We start from the raw sequence: 19,821 nt of genomic DNA on the forward strand, positions 1-19,821 counted from the left end.
TCGGATATAAAGGAGATTTTAAAAATGGCAGAATTTAAAGATCAAGTATTAGATATTTTAGAAGAAGTTTGTGAAAATGATATTGTAAAAGAAAATCAAGATGTACAATTATTTGAAGAAGGTATCCTTGATTCTTTCGCTACAGTATCTTTATTAGTAGAATTCCAAGAACGTCTAGATATCGAAGTATCTATTTCTGATTTTGATCGTGATGAGTGGGCAACACCAAACATGATTATTAAAAAGTTGGAAGAAATCCGATGAAAAAAGCAACTTTTGGACCGATGCTCTTAGCATTGGCCCTTTTTGCTGTATTCTTACTTATTCCAACGCGCTTTCTACTTCCACTTATAAGTGATGAAAAAGTAGAAGAAGCAGCAACTTCTCTAAAACCAGAGAAAATACAAAGTATAGCTTTACAGCAAAAAATGTTAGAAGATCCGAAATATCTTCCGATGTATGGTTCATCGGAATTTGCAAGAATGGATGCTTTTCATCCATCTAATTACTTTAAAGTAAAACCCGAAGGATTCACACCATTCCTTATTGGTCGTGGCGGAACACAGGACCTTGTCCATGTGCTAAACTTTGCATCTACAATGGATCAATTAAAAGATAAAAAAATGATCTTTGTCCTTTCACCACAATGGTTTGTACCACAAGGAATTGATGAAACACACTTTGCACCTAACTTTTCTAAACAACAGGGCTATCATCTTCTTTTCAACAATGATCTAAAGCCTGAAATGAAAAAACAAATTGCAAAACGCTTATTAAGCTTTGAGATTGTAAAGAAAGAGACGTTATTAAAAATATCTTTAGAAGGTATTGTCTATGATGATCCAAAGCACAATATGAAAGCACTTGCGGCAAAGCCTTTCGCTTATCTTTACCGCAATATTTTAGATCGTAAAGACATCTTTACCGCAATGTTTAATATTAAACCGCATAAAGAAAATCTCGATCCGTCATTAAAACAAATGGATCGGGATGAAACGCGTAAACATGCAGATCAAACTGGAAAATTAGAATCAAAATCAAATGAATATGGTATCGAAGATGATTATTTCAATAGCAAAATTAAAAAGAAATTGAAGCAACGACAAGGTTATTTAAAAAATGATGCGTATGACCAATCTCCAGAATATGAAGATTTACAAATTGTACTTGATTTATTAAAACAATCAGGTGCAAAACCACTCTTCATCTCTGTTCCTGTCAAAGGCCCTTGGTATGATTATGCTGGCTTCCCAAAAGAACGACGCGAATTATATTACAAGAAAGTCAATGAGCAAATTACACAAGCTGGCTATCCAATCGCTGACTTCTCGAACCATGAGTATGATAAATACTTCTTAAAAGATCATATGCACTTAGGATGGAAAGGCTGGGTATATATCGACGAAGCCATCCAGCAATTTTATAAAGCAAATTAACAAAACGATCGCTTGAATTATTCAAGCGATTTTTTTGTATATACACTTTGTAATTTTTCTACGGTTTCTTTTACTTCTGCCATCACTCGCTCAATAATTTGCTCTGCCGATTCTTCTCTTGCTAATGAAGAAGCTTGTCCAGCCCAAAGTGACATATACTCTCCCTTATTTTGCTTCGCAGCTTCTTGACGAATTTTAGAAGTTAATATATTTTGAACTGGGTACATTGGAAGTCGTTCTTCTTTTTCTTTATGCTGCTCTATAAATGAATTTCGAATTCCCCTTGCATACTTTCCAGAAAATGCTCTCGTTACAACTGTACTTGTATCTGTACTCTGCAATACCGCTTTTTTATGTACATCATGTGTAATACTTTCTTCACTTGTTAAAAATGCAGTCCCCATTTGAACACCTTCTGCTCCTAATGCATAAGCTGCAACAACACCTTGTCCATTCATAATTCCGCCTGCCGCTACAATTGGGATGTTTGATACTGCGGCTACCATTTGTGGAATGAGTGCAAATGTGCCAATCATAGATTCTTGTTCTTTCCCAATAAAAGTTCCACGGTGACCTCCAGCTTCGCTACCTTGCCCAACAATTACATCTACTTCTAATTCAGCAAGCACCTTTGCTTCAGCTACATTTGTAGCTGTTCCAATTATCTTGATGCCCTCTTTCTTCAGTAATGCAATCTCCTTTCGTTCTAAAGTGTGAAATGCAAAGCTGACGACTGGTACTTTTTCTTCTATTAATACTTGCAGTTGCTCTTTATAACTTTTCGGGAGTTGCAAAGGTTCATTCTGCTCATCTATACATAATTCTTTTCGTACCGGCTCTAATAAACTTCTAGCTGCGTCTACTTTATCTTCCTCAATTTGCATTTCCTTCGTCAGTAACAAATTGACTGCAAATGGCTTATCTGTTAACTCTCGTATCTTATCAATCGCTTGACGAATTTGTTCCGGGCTCATATAACCGGCCCCAAGTGTACCCAACCCACCGCTATTACATACAGCCGCGACGAGTTCTGGTGTTGTAATGGCACCTGCCATTCCCGCTTGAATAATTGGATATTTTATTTGTAATACATCAGTTACTCTACTTATGAACATTGTTCTTTTCTCCCTTCTTATTCACTCTTATATTTTTCTTGCTTCAAAAAACTTTCCCCTTCTTTTAACAGGATTGAACTCCTTATAAGCGAATATATTGAAAATGAAGGAGGAGATGACATGATTCATCCAAATGCCCTACAACAAGGTGATACTGTCATGATTATTGCTCCCGCAGGACCACCCATATTAGAGCACGTTCTTACCGGAAAAAAAGTATTAGAAACAATGGGCCTATCCGTACGAATCGGCCAAAGTGTCTACGAGAAATACGGCTATCTCGCCGGGGATGATACAATCCGCCTTCAGGATTTACATGAATCATTTGCCAATCCTGAAGTCAAAGCTATTTTTTGCGCAAGAGGTGGGTATGGAAGCGGCCGTCTCCTCCCCTATATTCAATATGAGCTCATCCGAAATAATCCGAAAATTTTTTGGGGATACAGTGACATTACTGCTTTACATATTGCCTTTTCACAATATGCAGGACTTGTTACTTTTCATGGCCCGATGATTGAAGAATTAGGAAAAGGGGTCGATTCTCTCTCCTTGTCTTCTTTCAATCAATTATTTCATCCCTCTTCAACTATTTTATCCGGAGTAGAATGCATCACCGCTCCATCTACCCGCATGATTTCTGCGCCATTAATAGGAGGGAATTTAACAGTTTTAGTAAGTACACTAGGTACTCCCTATGAAATCTATACAGCAAATAAAATTGTATTACTTGAAGATATTGGAGAAGAGCCCTATCGCATCGATCGCATGCTTAACCAATTACGCTTAGCAGGAAAACTGAAGGAATGCGGAGGAATTGTCTTCACAAGCTGTCATGATTGCATCAGCTCAAAGCAGTCCCTATCATTACAAAGCATATTGTATAATTACCTCGCTCCCTACAATATTCCGGTATTATACGGACTTCCTATTGGGCATATACAGCCGAATATTGGAATTCCTTTCGGTGTTACTGTCACAATGGATACTGAAAGGAATACACTCTCTATTCCTTCCGGCGTGAATTTCATACCGAATTAAAAAATAGTTGCCTATACACTTTTTCATTTACACAAAAAAGGAAAAGCATATACCGCTTTTCCTTTTTTTATGTTCCCTTATACCAAGTTGACTATAAGGGGCTGACAATAATTTCTTATTGATAATAATTAAATATACGTCCAGAAGCTATATCTGCAATTTCTTCTGGAATAAATGTTTTGCTAAGCTCTGTACCAACATTCAATACGGCTGTTGCTTCTTTATCTATATTTTCGAATAACTCTTTTCCACGTATCGTAATAAGGGGCGTTTCTTCTGGCAACACTTCTTTCACAAATTCTAATTGCGTAAAGAACGGTACAATCCATCTGCCTTCTCCCTGAAAATGACGTAAACGAAGTGTTCCTTCTGATTCAGAACCATCCGCCTCAATAGATCCAGCAACATAAAAATGAGTTGTTAATAGCAATTCATAAAATTCTTTTTGTTTTTGTTTATCTTCTTCTGCTAAAACGAGTACTGTTTCTATTTTCTTTATTGGAATCTGTTCCATATGTTGCCACCCCTGTTTCAAAATGATTGTACTTTGATTATACAAAATATTCTTATTTTTTTCTACATAATTCTGCAATTATTTTATCGAAATAGTTTCAGTGGCACACTTTATACAACATAATTTTTCTAACACCTCTTCTGTTGTAACGATTGTAGCAAATTCCTCATGAAGATTTACGAGTGTCATATTATGAATTTCTTCTGCGCAGTATTGTACACCATCTGGTCCCTTTCGATTAAATGTGGCCGTTGCATCGCTTACTAAATACGTTGAAAAGCCTAAATTTCCAGCCATACGAGTTGTTGTCTCTACACAGTGGTTCGTCGTTAATCCAACGATAATAACTGAATTACAGTTCTTATCTTTTAGTAGCTTTTCTAAATCAGTTCCAATAAATGCACTATTAACACACTTTTGAATGACTATTTCTCCCTGTAATGGTTGTACTTCTTCTTTGAATTTAACTGTTTCTGTATTTGGGTGAAACATTGACTCTACATTTTCTTTATTCACATGCTGAATATGAAATATTGGTAGCCCTCTTCTTCTCCACTTTTCTAATAAACTTTTCATATTCCCTTCTGCAAAATGATTATTTCTTTCTCCCCAATACGGTAGATCAAATGCTTTTTGTACATCAATCATAATAAGTGCTGGTTGATTCACCATTATTCTCCCCTATTCCTCTGATTGTAATTGAAATAAAAATCCAAGTTGTTGTGAAGCAGTAATAAAACAAATATATGCACAAAGCTCTACAATCTCCGCCTCACTCCAATACTGTTTCAACACATCAAACATCGCATCATCTATCGCTGAACGATTATGTACAAATACCTTTGCGAAAGTTACGGCAACACGAATCGCCTCTACCTTTTGCGCGTCATCTGGCTTGCCTTTTGCCATACAATACGGACACTCATTTCCATATGCAAGTGTTCTTCTTACTTGTTCTTTTAGCTCTTTCGAAAGGCTTCCTGTTTCATATAATGTCTTTTCTAATGAACTCCACGATTGTAATATTTCTGGACAATGTCCTAATAACTTTTGAAATTTTGTTTCTCCGACATTTGATAATGAAATTCTCTCCATCACTTCTCCCCCTATTCCTTTCTATTTTATTGTAAAATAAAGTAGGTTCTTTTCACATTTCATATGAATCTTTATTTATAAATTTTCTTTACAAAAATTATTAGTTTATTGGAGGTATATTTACAAATGCAATTAGATCGTATTGATCGCAAAATTTTAAATGAATTATATAATGATAGTCGCCTCTCTATGCGAGAGTTATCAAAACGAATCAATTTATCCGCCCCCTCTACTTCAGAGCGTGTTCGTAAATTAGAAAGCGAAGGAGTCATTCAAAAATATACAATTGATATTGATTATAAAAAAGCTGGGCTCGTCTTAGACTGCATTTTAGAAATCACCTTGAAAAATGGTGATACAACACGTATGCAACAATTCATTCAATCGTATCCATCCGCAAGTTTTTGTTATCGCGTAACAGGAAGCCTTTGTTATATCGTTAAAATTTCTGTTCCATCATTAGTGGAGCTTGAAGAATTTATTAATGATGTTTCTTCCTATGCAACAACCGTTTCTCATATCGTATTATCAGAAGTATCCCTTACTCCTAATATTGAACACATTTTCCCAGAAGAACAAAATTAATTTTTATTCATTTTTTAATAAAAAACCCCTTACAAAAAGAATAAAAATGTTTTATTATGTATTAAAATACATAAAGTTCGAGAAAGGGGTATTACATTGAAAATTTGGTTTTACGAAAAGACGATTCAAGAAGATGATTTACTTGGCATTTGGGATAATGTTCCCACCATCCCTCGCATTGGGGAAAAGGTGGAAATTTTAAAAGCTGTTCGCACAGTTACAGACATTAAATATGTGAAAAACGGAAACAACTTCCACGTTGAAATTGTGATCCATTAAAACAACAGCTCTCCTCAAGTATATCGGAGAGCTGTTGTTTTTCGTTTGTTATTGTTGTTCTACTTTTCTTATCGTAATATGATCATCCTCTACCGTAACCGCTACATAATCATTCTCTTCTAATCCAAGTTGATTCACAGCTTCATCTGATAATTCTACAGCCATAAATCGCTCTGTTAACACGACCCTGCTATATGTTACATTTTGTTGTGATATTGATAAAATTTCCTTATCTTCATTGATAAACCGGAGAGATGGTAACCCGACTTCATTTACAGTACGCCAATTCTTTCGAATAAAAGGTACTAACCATAGTAAACTAATAAAAATCACAACAAGCCCAATCCACAAATTACTTTGTCCTTGTAATTCAGCAATCGAAATGGCATCATTCGCTCCTTCACCACTCGTTAATTGGATGAACGTTACAATGCAGTTATTCAATGCATGAACAGCAATATTCGTCCATATATTTTTTGTTTTTATGTAGAGAAGGCACATCACAACGCCAAATATAAAAGCACCCACAATATCAAAATGGCCTAAACCAAAAATAAGAGAAGATACAATTACTGCTCGTTTTATTCCCCACTTAAAAGCCATACGCTGCAAGAAGAAGCCCCGAAAAATGACTTCTTCCATAATTGGTGCAAAAATACATGCTGAAATAACACCAAATATTTGTGTGTACATATTGCTCATATCAATTGCACCATCATCATTCAGCATATCAACAAGAAAGTCAGGAAAAGTATGTGCTAATATGTAAAATTGAATAGAAGATGCACCGAATGAAAAAATCATTCCCATGGCAGTTGCCAATACTATTAATTTCCAATTTAATTTTGATGATTTATCAAAGAAACTAGTAAATAGAATGTTATTTTTTCGCACTTTTACATATAACCATAGTAATGGAAAGGTAAAAAACACTAAAATTTGCATTGCAACATCCATGACATTGTCTGAAACTCCCGCAAAATCAAGAGGCAGCAACGTTACTAACATCCCTAAAATCATCCATGAAAAAAAACTACGAAGCCGTATACGTGAAAATGCGTACCGAATAAAAAACACCTCCAAGATGATATATCTACATTGTAATATGAATTTCCTTAAAATTCTTCCTGTTTTTCTCAATTTACTTTAATATATATCTATTAAAAGTAAGTAAAATAACTATTATGATTTACCGCTTTGCTGTAATTAGTATGGTATTCCTAGGTTCTGTTGCAACGATTCAAGTTGTATGGGATTTAGCTGACTTATTTATGGACGTTATGGCAATCTTCAACTTAGTGACAATCATATTCTTAATCAAATACGCATTTGCGGCATTAAAAGATTATATGCAGCAAAAAGAAGCTGCAAAAGATCCTGTCAGCGTGAAAAAACGGAAGAAAAAGTTGGTTAAAGAAAATCCCCGTTAAAAAACGGGGATTCTTTCTTATTATAATACATCACGTTTTTGAAATAATACACTTGAAGCCACAAGTAATACTACAAAATAAGCAAGTACGAGCAATAATGATGTTGTAAAAGTGAATTCTGTAAATGGTGGTGTAGCACCACCGCTAATTAGTTTATTACTATCATATATACTTAAATCCAAATGTAAGAATACGACAAACTTAGCTACTCCTTTAACAAACATCATGAGCATCATGCTAATTGGTCCTTGCAAAAAGAATAGGAACAATGCAATGATTAATGGTAATACTGATTTTCGAAAAACATTTGCCAAGAAGAAGGCAAGTGTCGCAAAGAAAAACGGAGACACAAGTTTATATAGGGTCCCTTTAATCAATACCCCTAGCGTTAATTCTGTTTTCCCACCATCCATAACGATTGCACCAATAACCATTGTAGTTAAGGTACCTGCAACGATAACAAACAGCATTGCTAGTAAAACTGAAACATACTTAGAAAGTAAAATCATAATTCTTTTTCTTGGACGAATTAACAGCTGCTTAATTGTTCCTTTTTGGAACTCATCAGTAATCGTACGTGAAGCAATGGTAATACCAAAGATTGTTGCAAATAAAATAATTAAACCAATGTCTGACTGTGTCAAGTCTAAATATGTTCCGTTAAAATCCTTAGCTTCACCCCATTTTAATGTAACAAGAACACCCAAAATTTCTAATGCAGCAATTACACCTATCAATATATACATACCTTTTTTCGCATGTAACTTTAAAAATTCATTTTGAATTAATTTAAACATTACGCTTTCACTCCCCCAGTAATCGCTAAGAACTCATCCTCTAACGTTTTATTTTTCACTGTAACGCCATATACAAGTACATCAGCATGCACAAGTTGTTTTACAATTTGCGGAATTTCTTCTTTCGCTACAGAGCTCACAACTACGCTTCCTTGTACCTTACCTTTAATGATTTCATTTGCTTTCTGAAGTTGATCTACTTCAAATGCTACTACAACCGTTTCATCATGCTTCGCCTGTTCATGTAAGTTATACTCTTGCACAAACTGTCCTTGCTTAATAATAACAACGCGATCACACATCAATTCAATTTCACTCAACAAATGACTCGATACGATGACAGCGATATTTTCCTCTTTCGCTAATCTTTGTAAATAATCACGAATCTGACGAATACCAGCTGGATCTAGTCCATTTGTCGGCTCATCTAAAATAAGAATTTTCGGATTGTGAAGAAGTGCTTGTGCAATTCCAAGACGTTGCTTCATGCCAAGCGAATATGTTTTCACTTTTTTATGAATGGCATGTTCTAATTCAACAAGCTTTACAATTTCAGCAATACGCTCTTTACGAATTGGTGTAACTGCCATGTTGGCAAAATGTTTTAAGTTTTGCATTCCAGTCATATAATCATACAGTTCCGGGTTCTCGACAATCGCTCCAATTTGTTCTAACGCCTTCTCACGCTCAGTACGAATACTATGACCACAAATTGTGATATCTCCTTCTGTCATGGAAATCAAACCTGTCATCATTCGAATCGTTGTCGTTTTCCCGCTACCATTTGGACCAAGAAATCCATATACTTCACCTTCCTGAACTTCAAATGATAGGCCACGAATAATTTCAGTTCTTCCTATTTTTTTATGAACGTTTTCTAATTTCACTACTACGTTTCCCAATGATTCTTCCTCCTTTAAACTTCTAATTTTTTATCGATAATATGACTTGTTATTACCACCAATAAAAAAATCGACAATAAACTGAAAATTAAATAAGAAATGTTCGAAGCATCGCTAAAATAAAAAGATGTTTCAAAAAAACCATTTTTATCTATAACTCCAACATTTTTTATAGAAAATATATAACCATTTATTTTATCTAGCATATTAGTTATAACAAATTGGATTCCACCAAAAACAACAAAGAAAATGATAAATAACATTTTCTTTAATGAGGATTTCAAATTAAATAGTTTTACGACTACGATTATGAAATACAGAGAAACTAATGTATTCACTAAATCTATATTCCATAAGAAAATAGAGAACAGATGGTGGAATAGCCCATAATTATATAAACTATTAATGGCTTGTTGCACCTCCCCATTCGCTTTATTCTCATATATATTTATAGAAAGGAGATGTAAAAAAATAATTCCTATTACTGATAACAAGGTAAACATAATTACAAATAATAACAAATGTGCATATATATATTTCCTAGATGAAATTGCTGCATACCGAATCATAGATCCTCTTACTACTCGTCGAAAAGAAGAAATTGCTAGTAAAAAGATAGAAAATGTAACTATACAAAATAATAATATAAATAGGATTAATGCTATATCTTGTCTAATTGATAGCCTTTCTCCTGTGCATCCCTTTATATTAAATAATAGAATTAATGAAATCGTTATAAAACCAAAGTAAATAAACCATATTTTCTTTTTATTACAATTGTATAAATACCGAAGGGTTTGACTCATTTTCCAAACATCTCCTTAAACAATTCAGTCACCGCTTTCCCTCTTTGAAAACGAAGCTCTTCTACATTTTCATGCAGTACAATTTCGCCATCCTTCAAAAAGATGACCTCATCAAAAATGTTTTCAATTTCACCAATTAAATGAGTCGAAATTAAAATCGTACAATCTTCACGATAAAATTGTAAAATAAGTTCTAGCACATGCTCACGTGAAACAGGATCAATTCCGCCAAGCGGTTCATCTAATATGTAGAGCTTTGCTCTTCTGGAAAATGTTAAAATCAACTGCAGTTTTTCAATCATTCCTTTTGATAAGGCGATAATCTTTTCTTCAAGCGGTATTTTAAATGTAGCAATTGTATCCACGGCTTTTTGCATATCAAAATCTTGATAAAAATCACGGTAGAAAAATAAAGCATCTTTTATAGTCATCCATTCATCAAATACAGGCCTGTCTGGCATAAATGAAACCATTCTTTTCGTTTCTAATCCTACTTTCTTACCTGCTATTGTGATAGTTCCTTCTGAAGGATGCTGCAAACCAGCAATCATTTTTAACAATGTCGTTTTTCCGCTACCGTTATCTCCAACAAGACCAACGATTTTCCCCTCTGTAATTGTTACATCTAGATCTCGAATTACAGCTTTTAAATCGTATCGCTTCCAAAGATTTTCCGTCTTCAGCAACTCTGTCATTCGTTCCCCTCCCTTTTCTCTTCCAATGAAGAACGAAGAATCAAGAGCATTTCCTCTTCTGAAAATCCTAAATTATCCATTCCATTTATAAAAGAATGAAGCAACTCTTTTGCCATCTCTTTGCGCAGCTCCATAATTTTCTCCCCTTCGCTCGTTACATATCGTCCCATTCCTCTACGTGTCACAACAATCCCATCTCTCTCTAATTCTTGAAATGTACGCTGAATTGTATTTGGATTGACTTGCAACTCACTCGCTAATTCACGTACAGAGGAAATTTTGTCACCAGGTAATAAGTGACCTGTTACAATTTCTTTTTTTATGTATTCCATCACCTGAATATAAATCGGTATGTTAGGAGAAAACTCAATTTTCATTTCCCCCCTCCTTTTGTCTTAGTGTACTAGTTAAATAGTACACTAAGACAAAAGGGATGTAAATACTTGTAAGTTGAAAATATAATAAAAAAGGCAGTGCAACCTTCGTTGCACTGCCTTCTTATTTTATCCCGCATTAACGGGCAGTAAGACCCCCACCTCAAGATTCAGAGAAAACGAGAAAGATAGGTGGGGGATCAACTGCCCGTAAAAGCCCGATTNNTTAAAGTTTCACTTTATTTCGTTACCATTTCTGCCTCACTCTCTTCAAAAGGCCACTTCGGTAACATATTACGAAGTTCCTTATCCGAGCGATAACCAAGTGCATATTCCGCTTGCATAATGGTATGAATTTCACGTGTTCCTTCATAAATAACTGGCGCTTTTGCATTTCGTAAATATCTCTCCACTGGAAATTCATTCGAATATCCATACGCACCATGTACCTGCACTGCGTCATTAGCTGCTTCAAACGCCGCATCACAAGCAACCCATTTTGCTAAAGATGTTTCTTTCGTATTACGCTTTCCTTCATTTTTTAGCCATCCTGCTTTATAAACTAGTAATCTTGATATTTCTAGATTCGCAAACATTTTCGCAATCATTTGCTGAACAAGCTGGTGTTTCCCGATTTCTTTTCCAAATGTTTTACGCTCTTCACAATATTTTACACTTGCTTCTAAGCTTGCTTGAATAAGGCCACAAGCACCTGCTGCGACTGTAAAACGTCCATTATCTAATGAAGCCATTGCAATTTTAAAACCTTCCCCCTCTTCACCAAGAAGGTTTTCCACCGGTACTTTTACATCATCTAAAAATACTTCTCCTGTATTTCCAGCTCGAATACCAAGCTTTCCTTTTATCGCTTTTGTCGATACTCCTGGAAATGTTCGTTCTACGATAAAACACGAAATACCACGGTGCTTTAATTCCGAATTTGTTTTCGCAAATATTAAAAAATGATCAGCAACATCACATAAAGAAATCCACGTTTTTGATCCATTTAATACGTAGTAATCCCCTTCTTTTACTGCTGTTGTTTGCATCGCAACAACATCTGATCCTGCATTCGGTTCTGTTAAACCAAAAGCCCCAATCTTATCACCTTTTGCTTGTGGTACAAGATACTTTTGTTTTTGCTCTTCTGTTCCCCATTGCAGAAGTGTCATACTATTTAATCCTGTATGTACAGATACAGCTGTACGAAAAGCTGTGTCACCACGTTCTAATTCTTCACAAACGATAGCCAGCGTATTATAGTCCATACCTACTCCGCCATATTGTCCGGGGATACAAACTCCCATAAATTGCAGTTCTGCTAAACGTCTCAAAATTTTCTCTTCAAAGTGACCTTTTTCATCCCATTCTTTAATATATGGAATAATTTCATTATCTACAAAGGACCTCACTACTTTTCTAACACTTTGTTGCTCTTCTGTTAACGCAAAATTCATTTGTACTGCCTCCTTATATCCATTGTTTTTTTGTCATTTCCATAATACTTTCCTGAGAATAACCAATGTTTTTCAAAATTTTTTCTGTATGTTCCCCATGAAGTGGCGGATGTTTTTGCATTTGAACCGGTGTCTTTGAAAGCTTTAACGGCGAACCTACAAGTTTAAGATTTTCAATTGTCGGATGTTCCATATGAATTGTCATATCTCTCGCCACTGCCTGTTCTGTCTCGAGCGCTTCTTTCACATTAAGAATTGGTCCATTTGGAATCCCTGCTTCATCCAAAAGTTGTTTCCATTCTTCTTTCTTTTTCTTCTTCATTTCTTTTGCAATTATATTTACAAGTTCATCTTTATATTGAAGGCGAGCTGCATTGGTTTTATAGCGTTCTAGACTGGATAACTCTTGTCTGCCAAGTAATAAACAAAACTTATGAAACTGTTCATCATTCCCAACTGCAACAACAAGGTCACCATCCTCCGCATGAAACACTTGATACGGAACAATATTCGGATGCTGATTGCCAAGCCTCTCTGGTAATTCACCTGTACATAAATAATTACTTGCTACATTTACTAATGCTGCTAGTTGTGAATCAAATAAAGAAATATCAATTTCTTGTCCTTCTCCCGTTCGATTTCGATGTTGCAAAGCAGCTAAAATTCCAATACACGTAAATAGACCTGTGAGTACATCTGAAATGGCAACCCCTACTTTAGTTGGTTCCTCCTCCCTTCCTCCTGTTATACTCATCAATCCACTCATTGCTTGAATCATATAATCATAGCCCGGAAGACGGGAACCTGGTCCTTTTTGACCAAAACCACTAATAGAAGCTAAAATAATATCTTCTTTTACCTCTTGTAATATTTCATAGCCAAGTCCCATTCTCTCAAGTGTTCCGGGCTTAAAATTTTGCACAACGACGTCTGCATGGGACACAAGCTTTTTAAAGACTTCCTTTCCCACCTCTGACTTTAAATTTAATGTCATCGACTCTTTATTACGATTTGCACAAAGAAAATAAGCACTTTCCCCTTCTAAAAATGGAGGTCCCCATTCTCTCGTATCATCGCCATTTCCCGTATTCTCGATTTTAATTACTTCTGCACCTAAATCGCCAAGAATCATCGTGCAAAAAGGACCGGCAAGAACGCGGGATAAATCAATGATTTTAATTCCTTGTAATGCTCCTTCCAATCCCTTCTCCTCCTATAGTAAAAACCAGTAAAACCAATAAGAAAGGAAGAAGGCGACATGGTGGTTTTACTGGTTTGTATTTAAAAGTTATTGTATAAAATACCTATTGTTCTTTCACCTGTGATAACACCGATTTAAACGCATTGATTACTGTATCTACTTCTTCATAACTAATTGTAAGCGATGGCTCAATACGAATTGTTTTTGAATTAATAAGTGTTCCAGCAACAAGAATGCCTTGATCGAACATTGCCTTCGATACTTCATAGCCAATTTCGTCTTTATGGAATTCAATTCCAATCATTAAACCTTGACCTCGAATTTCAAACACTTTATCCTCATGTCCTTCGGCTGCTTTTTTCAATCCGTTTAAGAAATACGCCCCAACTTCTGCAGCTCGTTCTGGTAATTTCTCTTCCAATAACACATGGATTGTTGCGATTGCCGCAGCACATGCAAGTGGATTACCACCAAATGTTGTCGTATGCATAAATGGATTGTCAAACCAACTTTTGAACACTTTTTCCTTCGCAACAATTGCACCTGCTGGCATAACGCCTCCACCAAATGCTTTCGCAAGACAAATAATATCCGGTACAACATCGTATAATTCCGCAGCAAACATTTTCCCAGTGCGTCCCATTCCAGTTTGCACTTCATCAAAAATAAGTAGTGATCCGAATTCATCACAAAGTTCTCTTACTTGCTTCAAATAGTTTTCTGGAGGTAAAATAATACCACCCTCACCTTGAATTGGTTCTAAAATAACAGCTGCAACGTCCTCTCCTACTAATGCACACGTTTCAAATGTTTTTCTCATCATATCAATATCACCAAATGGAACGTGACGGAAACCTGGAATTAATGGTAAGAATGGTTTACGGAACATTCCTTTTGCTGTTCCAGATAAGGAACCAAGGCTCTTACCATGGAAAGCGCGCGTTGTTGAAATGAAAGTTGTTCGCTCACTGTACATTTTTGCTAGTTTTAATGCTGCCTCTACACTTTCTGTCCCACTATTTGTAAAGAATGCATATTTCAAATCTCCTGGTGTAATATCTGCTAAAATCTTTGCAAGAATTGCACGAAGTGGATCTAATAAGTCTTGACTATGTAATGCTTGGCGTTTTAATTGATCTGTAACAGCCTTCACAACTTTTGGATTACGGTGACCGACATTATAAATCCCAAATCCACCTAAACAATCAATATATTTTTTACCATTGATGTCCATGAAGCAAGATCCTTCATCAGACCATTCTACCGCTGCAAATTGCCCATCTTTTGTTACTGTTTTTCTATATGCGAGAAAACCAGGATTGACATGTTCTCTAAATCCATCTACCGTCTCTTTTTGAATCCAATTTGCTTCCTCTTCAGAAACCTTTTCTTTTTCGATAAGCCCAAGTACTTTCGTAATATAATCCGTTACACTCGTATTCTTCACATCTTGTTCGTTAAATTTATTTTTCACATTCGTCCCCATCTATTTCACCTCTACATTCTTTTTATTTGCAAACCAACCAATTGGTTCTACTTCTAGGTTTATATTAATCTGCTTAATTTCTTGGAATTCTTCTAAACCAAACGTTCCTAAACTACGGCCGATACCACTTTGTTTATATCCGCCCCAAGGTGCCTCGTTGTATGTTGGATGATAACTATTAATCCACGTAATCCCTGCGCGTAGCTTGCGAATCACGCGCATCGCTTTCGCACCATCAACGGTAAATACTCCGCCAGCTAAACCGTAATCTGTACCATTTGCTAGCTCAATTGCTTCCTGTTCATCCTTAAACTTTTGTATTACTACAACCGGTCCAAAAATTTCTTCCTGTACAATACGCATATCAGGTTTCACATTGACAAAGGCCGTTGGTTCAATAAAGAATCCGTCACCTTTTCCATCCGCCATTATACGGTTCCCTCCGCAAGCAATTTCTGCCCCTTCATCTTTTCCAAGTTCAATATAGCGTAATACTTTTTCCATATGCTCTTGACTTACAAGTGGCCCCATCTCTGATTCTGGGTGATCACCAGGTCCAACATTAATTTGCTTTGCTCGTTCTACAAAACTATTAACAAACTTCTCGTAAACGCTTTCTTCTACAAGAATTCTTGATCCTGCTGAACAAACTTGTCCAGAGCCTGCATAAATACCAAATAATGCATAATCAACAGCCGTTTCAAAATCTGCATCTGCAAAAATAATATTTGGAGATTTCCCGCCTAGCTCTAACGAAATCTTTTTCATATTATCTGCCGCTGTTCTCATAATGTGCTTTCCTGTTTTTGTTCCACCAGTAAAGGAAATCATATCTACCTTACCGCTTGCAGCAATCTCATTTCCGACTGTTGGCCCCGCGCCCATTACCATATTCGCAACACCTTTTGGCAACTCTACTTTTTCAATGATTTCGAATAGTTTCGTTGCAGTAATTGGTGTCACTTCAGAAGGCTTAAATACAATCGTGTTTCCAGCCGCTAAAGCAGGAGCGATTTTCCAAACACTCATTAGTAACGGATAATTCCAAGGAACGATTAAACCACAAACACCAACTGGCTCTCTCACAACCATAGCCTGCATTGGATCAGCTACATGATACGTTTGTCCATCTGGCTTTGTAATCAGGCCTGCATAATAGCGGAAACAAGCTGCAGCATCTCCAATATCTCCTTCTGCCTCTCGATATGTTTTTCCATTATCCATTGTTTCAAGACGTGCGAGTTCTTCTAAACTTTTATCAATTTCATCTGCTATTTTAAATAAATAAGATGCTCTTTCAGCAGCGGATGTGTCTGACCAAATTCCGCTATCAAAAGTAGCCCTTGCTACTTCAATCGCTTGTTTTGCATCCTCAATTGTTCCCTCAGGTGCATATGCGATAACCTTGCCATTCGCAGGGTTAATAATTGCTCTTTTCTCTTGATTACTAGAATCTTTCCATTCACCGTTTACATATATTTTTAAATCTAGCACTATATAATCCCCCTTTGTCAATCATTCATATATTATATAAGCAATAATTGTGCCAACATTTAAAATACGTAGCAATCATACAAAAACTGACGTTTTCCTCGAAGAACCGATTATAACTTATGCTTTTTTGCATAAGTTATGACATTTTGCATAACTTCCAAAAAGGGAAGAATCCATATAGACTAACGAGTTCTCCTTGGAGAGAGCAACAAAAAATAAATAATTCTCTCTACTTATGTTCAAAAGGGTTTACAGGATGATTGTCAAATGTATTTAGAAGGATGAAATTATCAGGGGGAGCTTGAATGAAAAAAATTCTTAACAATTTATCTATATTTACTATCTTCCTAACAACTCTTATTGGATGTTCCAATGAAGTCCCTAAAGAGTTTGATTTAAACCAACTAACTAAAGTGAACGTTCAACTATTCATAGATGGAAACAGTGACAATGAAATAATAATTACAGAGGAAAAAAAGATTAAAGCTTTAAGAGAAGCATTCGAAAAAATTGATTGGGAACAAGATGCAAAGGCTGAAATAGCTCAAAAAGAAGATGTGAAAGTCTCTTTATTCTTCACGTTTGATAAAAATATGCCGGAGAGATTAATTGAATATTTTATATGGTTTAATCAAGGCGATGCAACGGCAACCATTATTGACAGAGAAAAGAACATTTATGGAACATTAGACAAAGTAGATGCCCAGACTTTAAAAAATCGTTTATTAAATAACTAAAAGAGCGGGTATAATCCGCTCTTTTTTGTGTGATTTGTTATGTTAATTTAACTGTAATTTGAATGTTAATTTAATAATGAAAAACAAGTCTTCTCTTTTTCTTTTAAAAATACGAAATTGTGTCGACCTCTATTTCCTTTTCATTCATGATTCTTTGATATTTACGACTAACAGAAGACTGGCTTATTCCAAGAGCCTTCGCTGCCTTTGTTGTTGTTTTATATTGCTTCATCGCAAGTAATATTAATTGTTCTTCTACAGAATGCAATGCTTCTTGTAATGGTAAAACCCTTGTAATCATAGGCTTTGATTTTTTAAAATCATATCCAGGAGTTAGAAATTTACTAACAAATTCAGCATCAATGACCGAATCATCTGCAGATACTACTAAGCGTTCAATCATATTCTGTAATTCCCTTACATTTCCCGGCCATGAATAAAACTCTAGTAAATTAAGCGCATCAGGAGTTAACTGATAATTTTTATTATATTTTTCATTTAACTGCTGTAAGAAATGAAACGCGAGGAGTGGAACATCTTCCATTCGTTCTCTTAGCGGTGGAACTTGCAGTGGAATGACATTTAAGCGATAAAATAAATCTTCCCGAAACGTACCAGCTTCTACCATTTTTTCGAGACTTTTGTTTGTGGCAGCAATAATTTGAACATTTATTTTCGTAGGCACTGTACTTCCAATTGGAATTACCTCTTGCTCTTGCAGTACCCTAAGTAATTTCACTTGCAGGTGTAACGGCATTTCTCCAATCTCATCTAAAAATAAAATTCCTTGATCCGCTCGCTTAAAATATCCTTCTTTCCCATTTTTATCAGCACCGGTAAAGGCACCTTTCGTATAGCCGAACAATTCACTTTCTAGCAAAGTTTCAGGAATCGCACCGCAATTTAATTTTAAAAATGGATTTGATGATCTGTTTCCAAGTTGATGGATTGCTTGTGCAATTACTTCCTTTCCAACGCCCGATTCTCCAGAAATAAGAACATTGGAAGAAAAATCAGCTATTTTCTTAGCTTGATTTATAATTTGCTCCATTTTTGGACTACAATAAATTAATTTCTTAAGAAAACGATCTTTATTTTTAAAGCTGTCCAACTCTTTCTTATACTGTTCAGATATCTTTTTTATCTCATGCAGTTCCGTCTTTAACCTTGTTGCTTCTGTAATATCTCTTGAAGCAATAATAATGCGGTGAAGCTCTCCCTCTTCATTAAACACAGGATTTCCAACTGCTAATATCTTCCTCCCATTCTTTGTCTCTTGTACAATCGATACCTTTTTTTTCTGCTCTAATACTAATCGAGTAACAGATGGACTAAATAACCCTTTTTTCTCTAAATCCAAAAGACTTTTGCCTAGAAGATCTTTCAAATCACTTCCCCAAAAATCATTGATAACGGTTTCACTATAACGAATTAACTCTCCTTTATGATTCACTACTAATATTTCATCATAAATGCTAGATAAAATTGCATGTAAATCTTTATTTAAATCCTTTATATATTCAATTTCCATGGCCATATCTTCAACCATTGGTAAATCTTGCACAATAATAACCATTCCCTCAATTGTTTGGTCGAAACTTGGAATCGGACTGTAATCAACTAATACTCCCATCTCATTTGTTAATTGCAGTTGATTTAAAATCGCTTTTCCTGTTGCAAATACATTGCTAATATGTTCTCCATTAAAAATTTGTTCTGCTGGTACATTCATAACCTTTTCAGGGGTAGACTTAATCATCTTCAAACCTGATTCATTACAATTGACAATGTTCTTTTCACGATCTACTACAAAAATCCCCATCGGTATAGACGTTAAAATAATTTTCAATATATCTACACTTTTGTTTTCTTGTTTAAATAGTTCTGCAAAAACATCCTCTCTTTTTATATATCCCGTTAACTCCCCTACTTCATTTTTCACTATGGCAATGGGTGCACCAATAATTTGAAAGAGCGCTGTTAAAGAAATATTTTTACTAAGATGACAGATTGTATCTATTGAAACAGCATTGGAAAGCAATGCCTGACTCGTTATTTCCTCGCTTTTTAATAGCAAATCTCTCACATGAACATATGCAAATAATCGATCCCCTCTTTTTAAAAACAAAAAAGATTCTTTCATATTTTCAAAATCTATATTCCATTCCATTTCAGGTTGATCAACAGGCAGAGAAACAATAGGTCTAGTCTTGTTATGAGCAATGGAAAACATTCCGCTATTCCTCCTTTGAACTACTTAATTTGTATTGTATCACTAAATGCAGATTTTTTTAATTAATCTGACAATATACATTTTTTACTTACTTTAATAAAAAAAGGAAGATGAATACTTCCATCTTTGAAGTGACCCCTAAAAGTT

At 35.3% G+C, this 19,821-nt stretch carries 21 protein-coding genes and 1 pseudogene; 7 read left to right on the forward strand and 15 right to left on the reverse strand.

The genetic code is table 11. The features are described 5' to 3' along the window. The first annotated feature begins 24 nt into the window (after positions 1-24). Positions 25-264, forward strand: coding sequence for a D-alanine--poly(phosphoribitol) ligase subunit DltC (dltC, locus tag CN373_RS22205; RefSeq protein ID WP_000807308.1), 240 nt, complete (start codon positions 25-27; stop codon positions 262-264). Beyond that, positions 261-1,436, forward strand: coding sequence for a D-alanyl-lipoteichoic acid biosynthesis protein DltD (gene dltD / locus CN373_RS22210; RefSeq protein WP_098360163.1), 1,176 nt, complete (start codon positions 261-263; stop codon positions 1,434-1,436). The genes dltC and dltD overlap by 4 nt, the downstream gene beginning before the upstream one ends. Before the next feature lie 17 nt (positions 1,437-1,453). Here dltD and CN373_RS22215 read toward each other — a convergent pair whose 3' ends face one another. Next, complete coding sequence (locus CN373_RS22215; RefSeq protein ID WP_098360164.1) at positions 1,454-2,551, reverse strand: NAD(P)H-dependent flavin oxidoreductase; 1,098 nt, start codon at positions 2,549-2,551, stop codon at positions 1,454-1,456. Positions 2,552-2,671: 120 nt separating this feature from the next. Here CN373_RS22215 and CN373_RS22220 point away from each other — a divergent pair, with 120 nt between their 5' ends. Further along, positions 2,672-3,589 (forward strand): S66 peptidase family protein, encoded by a 918-nt coding sequence (locus CN373_RS22220; RefSeq protein WP_098360165.1) that lies wholly within the window; start codon positions 2,672-2,674, stop codon positions 3,587-3,589. Between the two features lie 115 nt (positions 3,590-3,704). Here CN373_RS22220 and CN373_RS22225 read toward each other — a convergent pair whose 3' ends face one another. The 3 genes from CN373_RS22225 to CN373_RS22235 all read right to left on the reverse strand — a co-directional run bounded on the left by CN373_RS22225 (position 3,705) and on the right by CN373_RS22235 (position 5,213). Beyond that, positions 3,705-4,103: an SseB family protein gene (locus tag CN373_RS22225; RefSeq protein ID WP_000435197.1), complete on the reverse strand. Its 399-nt coding sequence runs from the start codon at positions 4,101-4,103 to the stop codon at positions 3,705-3,707. A 78-nt stretch (positions 4,104-4,181) separates the two neighbouring features. After that, positions 4,182-4,775 carry a cysteine hydrolase family protein gene (locus tag CN373_RS22230; RefSeq protein WP_000248035.1) on the reverse strand — a complete coding sequence of 198 codons (594 nt, stop codon included), beginning with the start codon at positions 4,773-4,775 and terminating at the stop codon, positions 4,182-4,184. Between the two features lie 9 nt (positions 4,776-4,784). Then, positions 4,785-5,213, reverse strand: coding sequence for a carboxymuconolactone decarboxylase family protein (locus CN373_RS22235; protein WP_232297298.1), 429 nt, complete (start codon positions 5,211-5,213; stop codon positions 4,785-4,787). A gap of 111 nt (positions 5,214-5,324) precedes the next feature. Between CN373_RS22235 and CN373_RS22240 the strand changes: the two genes are divergently transcribed. Both CN373_RS22240 and CN373_RS22245 read left to right on the forward strand, forming a co-directional pair. Then, complete coding sequence (locus tag CN373_RS22240; RefSeq protein ID WP_001175487.1) at positions 5,325-5,783, forward strand: Lrp/AsnC family transcriptional regulator; 459 nt, start codon at positions 5,325-5,327, stop codon at positions 5,781-5,783. 96 nt (positions 5,784-5,879) lie between these two features. Beyond that, entirely contained in the window at positions 5,880-6,062 is a 183-nt protein-coding gene (locus CN373_RS22245) for a DUF3913 family protein (protein WP_000708113.1), read from the forward strand. A 48-nt stretch (positions 6,063-6,110) separates the two neighbouring features. On the opposite strand, the gene CN373_RS22250 is transcribed toward CN373_RS22245, so the two are convergent. Beyond that, positions 6,111-7,130, reverse strand: coding sequence for a CPBP family intramembrane glutamic endopeptidase (locus CN373_RS22250; protein ID WP_033664653.1), 1,020 nt, complete (start codon positions 7,128-7,130; stop codon positions 6,111-6,113). Positions 7,131-7,210: 80 nt separating this feature from the next. Between CN373_RS22250 and CN373_RS22255 the strand changes: the two are divergent. Further along, positions 7,211-7,476: pseudogene (locus tag CN373_RS22255) on the forward strand (alanine:cation symporter family protein); the annotation flags it as partial. A gap of 36 nt (positions 7,477-7,512) precedes the next feature. Here CN373_RS22255 and CN373_RS22260 read toward each other — a convergent pair. The 9 genes from CN373_RS22260 to CN373_RS22300 all read right to left on the reverse strand — a co-directional run bounded on the left by CN373_RS22260 (position 7,513) and on the right by CN373_RS22300 (position 16,704). Next, on the reverse strand, positions 7,513-8,289 hold the full coding sequence (locus CN373_RS22260) for an ABC transporter permease (RefSeq protein ID WP_000475433.1): 777 nt from the start codon (positions 8,287-8,289) through the stop codon (positions 7,513-7,515). Next, entirely contained in the window at positions 8,289-9,191 is a 903-nt protein-coding gene (locus CN373_RS22265) for an ABC transporter ATP-binding protein (protein WP_000528780.1), read from the reverse strand. Before CN373_RS22265 ends, CN373_RS22260 begins: the two co-directional genes overlap by 1 nt. A gap of 14 nt (positions 9,192-9,205) precedes the next feature. Then, complete coding sequence (locus tag CN373_RS22270; protein ID WP_000084190.1) at positions 9,206-9,997, reverse strand: hypothetical protein; 792 nt, start codon at positions 9,995-9,997, stop codon at positions 9,206-9,208. Further along, positions 9,994-10,692 (reverse strand): ABC transporter ATP-binding protein, encoded by a 699-nt coding sequence (locus tag CN373_RS22275; RefSeq protein ID WP_000137766.1) that lies wholly within the window; start codon positions 10,690-10,692, stop codon positions 9,994-9,996. Before CN373_RS22275 ends, CN373_RS22270 begins: the two co-directional genes overlap by 4 nt. Beyond that, positions 10,689-11,069 carry a GntR family transcriptional regulator gene (locus CN373_RS22280; protein ID WP_000687505.1) on the reverse strand — a complete coding sequence of 127 codons (381 nt, stop codon included), beginning with the start codon at positions 11,067-11,069 and terminating at the stop codon, positions 10,689-10,691. The genes CN373_RS22275 and CN373_RS22280 overlap by 4 nt, the downstream gene beginning before the upstream one ends. 236 nt (positions 11,070-11,305) lie before the next feature. Further along, on the reverse strand, positions 11,306-12,523 hold the full coding sequence (locus tag CN373_RS22285) for an acyl-CoA dehydrogenase family protein (protein WP_098360166.1): 1,218 nt from the start codon (positions 12,521-12,523) through the stop codon (positions 11,306-11,308). Between the two features lie 13 nt (positions 12,524-12,536). Next, positions 12,537-13,724 (reverse strand): CaiB/BaiF CoA transferase family protein, encoded by a 1,188-nt coding sequence (locus CN373_RS22290; protein WP_098360167.1) that lies wholly within the window; start codon positions 13,722-13,724, stop codon positions 12,537-12,539. 103 nt (positions 13,725-13,827) lie between these two features. Further along, positions 13,828-15,210 carry a putrescine aminotransferase gene (locus CN373_RS22295; protein WP_098360168.1) on the reverse strand — a complete coding sequence of 461 codons (1,383 nt, stop codon included), beginning with the start codon at positions 15,208-15,210 and terminating at the stop codon, positions 13,828-13,830. Continuing rightward, positions 15,211-16,704: an aldehyde dehydrogenase family protein gene (locus CN373_RS22300; RefSeq protein WP_098360169.1), complete on the reverse strand. Its 1,494-nt coding sequence runs from the start codon at positions 16,702-16,704 to the stop codon at positions 15,211-15,213. Between the two features lie 305 nt (positions 16,705-17,009). On the opposite strand from CN373_RS22300, the gene CN373_RS22305 reads away from it, so the two are divergent. Beyond that, complete coding sequence (locus tag CN373_RS22305; protein ID WP_000722644.1) at positions 17,010-17,441, forward strand: hypothetical protein; 432 nt, start codon at positions 17,010-17,012, stop codon at positions 17,439-17,441. 103 nt (positions 17,442-17,544) lie between these two features. Here the strand turns inward: CN373_RS22305 and CN373_RS22310 are convergent, their stop codons facing one another. Continuing rightward, positions 17,545-19,674 (reverse strand): sigma 54-interacting transcriptional regulator, encoded by a 2,130-nt coding sequence (locus CN373_RS22310; RefSeq protein ID WP_000491353.1) that lies wholly within the window; start codon positions 19,672-19,674, stop codon positions 17,545-17,547. Positions 19,675-19,821 lie beyond the last annotated feature (147 nt).

Source organism: Bacillus cereus, from assembly GCF_002561295.1.
Taxonomy (GTDB): Bacteria; Bacillota; Bacilli; order Bacillales; family Bacillaceae_G; genus Bacillus_A; species Bacillus_A cereus_S.

Bases quoted from the DNA above. Each gene is read 5' to 3' on its own strand.
- dltC (WP_000807308.1), top strand. From the start codon at position 25: ATGGCAGAATTTAAAGATCAAGTATTAGATATTTTAGAAGAAGTTTGT.
- dltD (WP_098360163.1), top strand. From the start codon at position 261: ATGAAAAAAGCAACTTTTGGACCGATGCTCTTAGCATTGGCCCTTTTT.
- CN373_RS22215 (WP_098360164.1), bottom strand. From the start codon at position 2,551: ATGTTCATAAGTAGAGTAACTGATGTATTACAAATAAAATATCCAATT.
- CN373_RS22220 (WP_098360165.1), top strand. From the start codon at position 2,672: ATGATTCATCCAAATGCCCTACAACAAGGTGATACTGTCATGATTATT.
- CN373_RS22225 (WP_000435197.1), bottom strand. From the start codon at position 4,103: ATGGAACAGATTCCAATAAAGAAAATAGAAACAGTACTCGTTTTAGCA.
- CN373_RS22230 (WP_000248035.1), bottom strand. From the start codon at position 4,775: ATGGTGAATCAACCAGCACTTATTATGATTGATGTACAAAAAGCATTT.
- CN373_RS22240 (WP_001175487.1), top strand. From the start codon at position 5,325: ATGCAATTAGATCGTATTGATCGCAAAATTTTAAATGAATTATATAAT.
- CN373_RS22260 (WP_000475433.1), bottom strand. From the start codon at position 8,289: ATGTTTAAATTAATTCAAAATGAATTTTTAAAGTTACATGCGAAAAAA.
- CN373_RS22270 (WP_000084190.1), bottom strand. From the start codon at position 9,997: ATGAGTCAAACCCTTCGGTATTTATACAATTGTAATAAAAAGAAAATA.
- CN373_RS22275 (WP_000137766.1), bottom strand. From the start codon at position 10,692: ATGACAGAGTTGCTGAAGACGGAAAATCTTTGGAAGCGATACGATTTA.
- CN373_RS22280 (WP_000687505.1), bottom strand. From the start codon at position 11,069: ATGAAAATTGAGTTTTCTCCTAACATACCGATTTATATTCAGGTGATG.
- CN373_RS22285 (WP_098360166.1), bottom strand. From the start codon at position 12,523: ATGAATTTTGCGTTAACAGAAGAGCAACAAAGTGTTAGAAAAGTAGTG.
- CN373_RS22295 (WP_098360168.1), bottom strand. From the start codon at position 15,210: ATGGGGACGAATGTGAAAAATAAATTTAACGAACAAGATGTGAAGAAT.
- CN373_RS22305 (WP_000722644.1), top strand. From the start codon at position 17,010: ATGAAAAAAATTCTTAACAATTTATCTATATTTACTATCTTCCTAACA.
- CN373_RS22310 (WP_000491353.1), bottom strand. From the start codon at position 19,674: ATGTTTTCCATTGCTCATAACAAGACTAGACCTATTGTTTCTCTGCCT.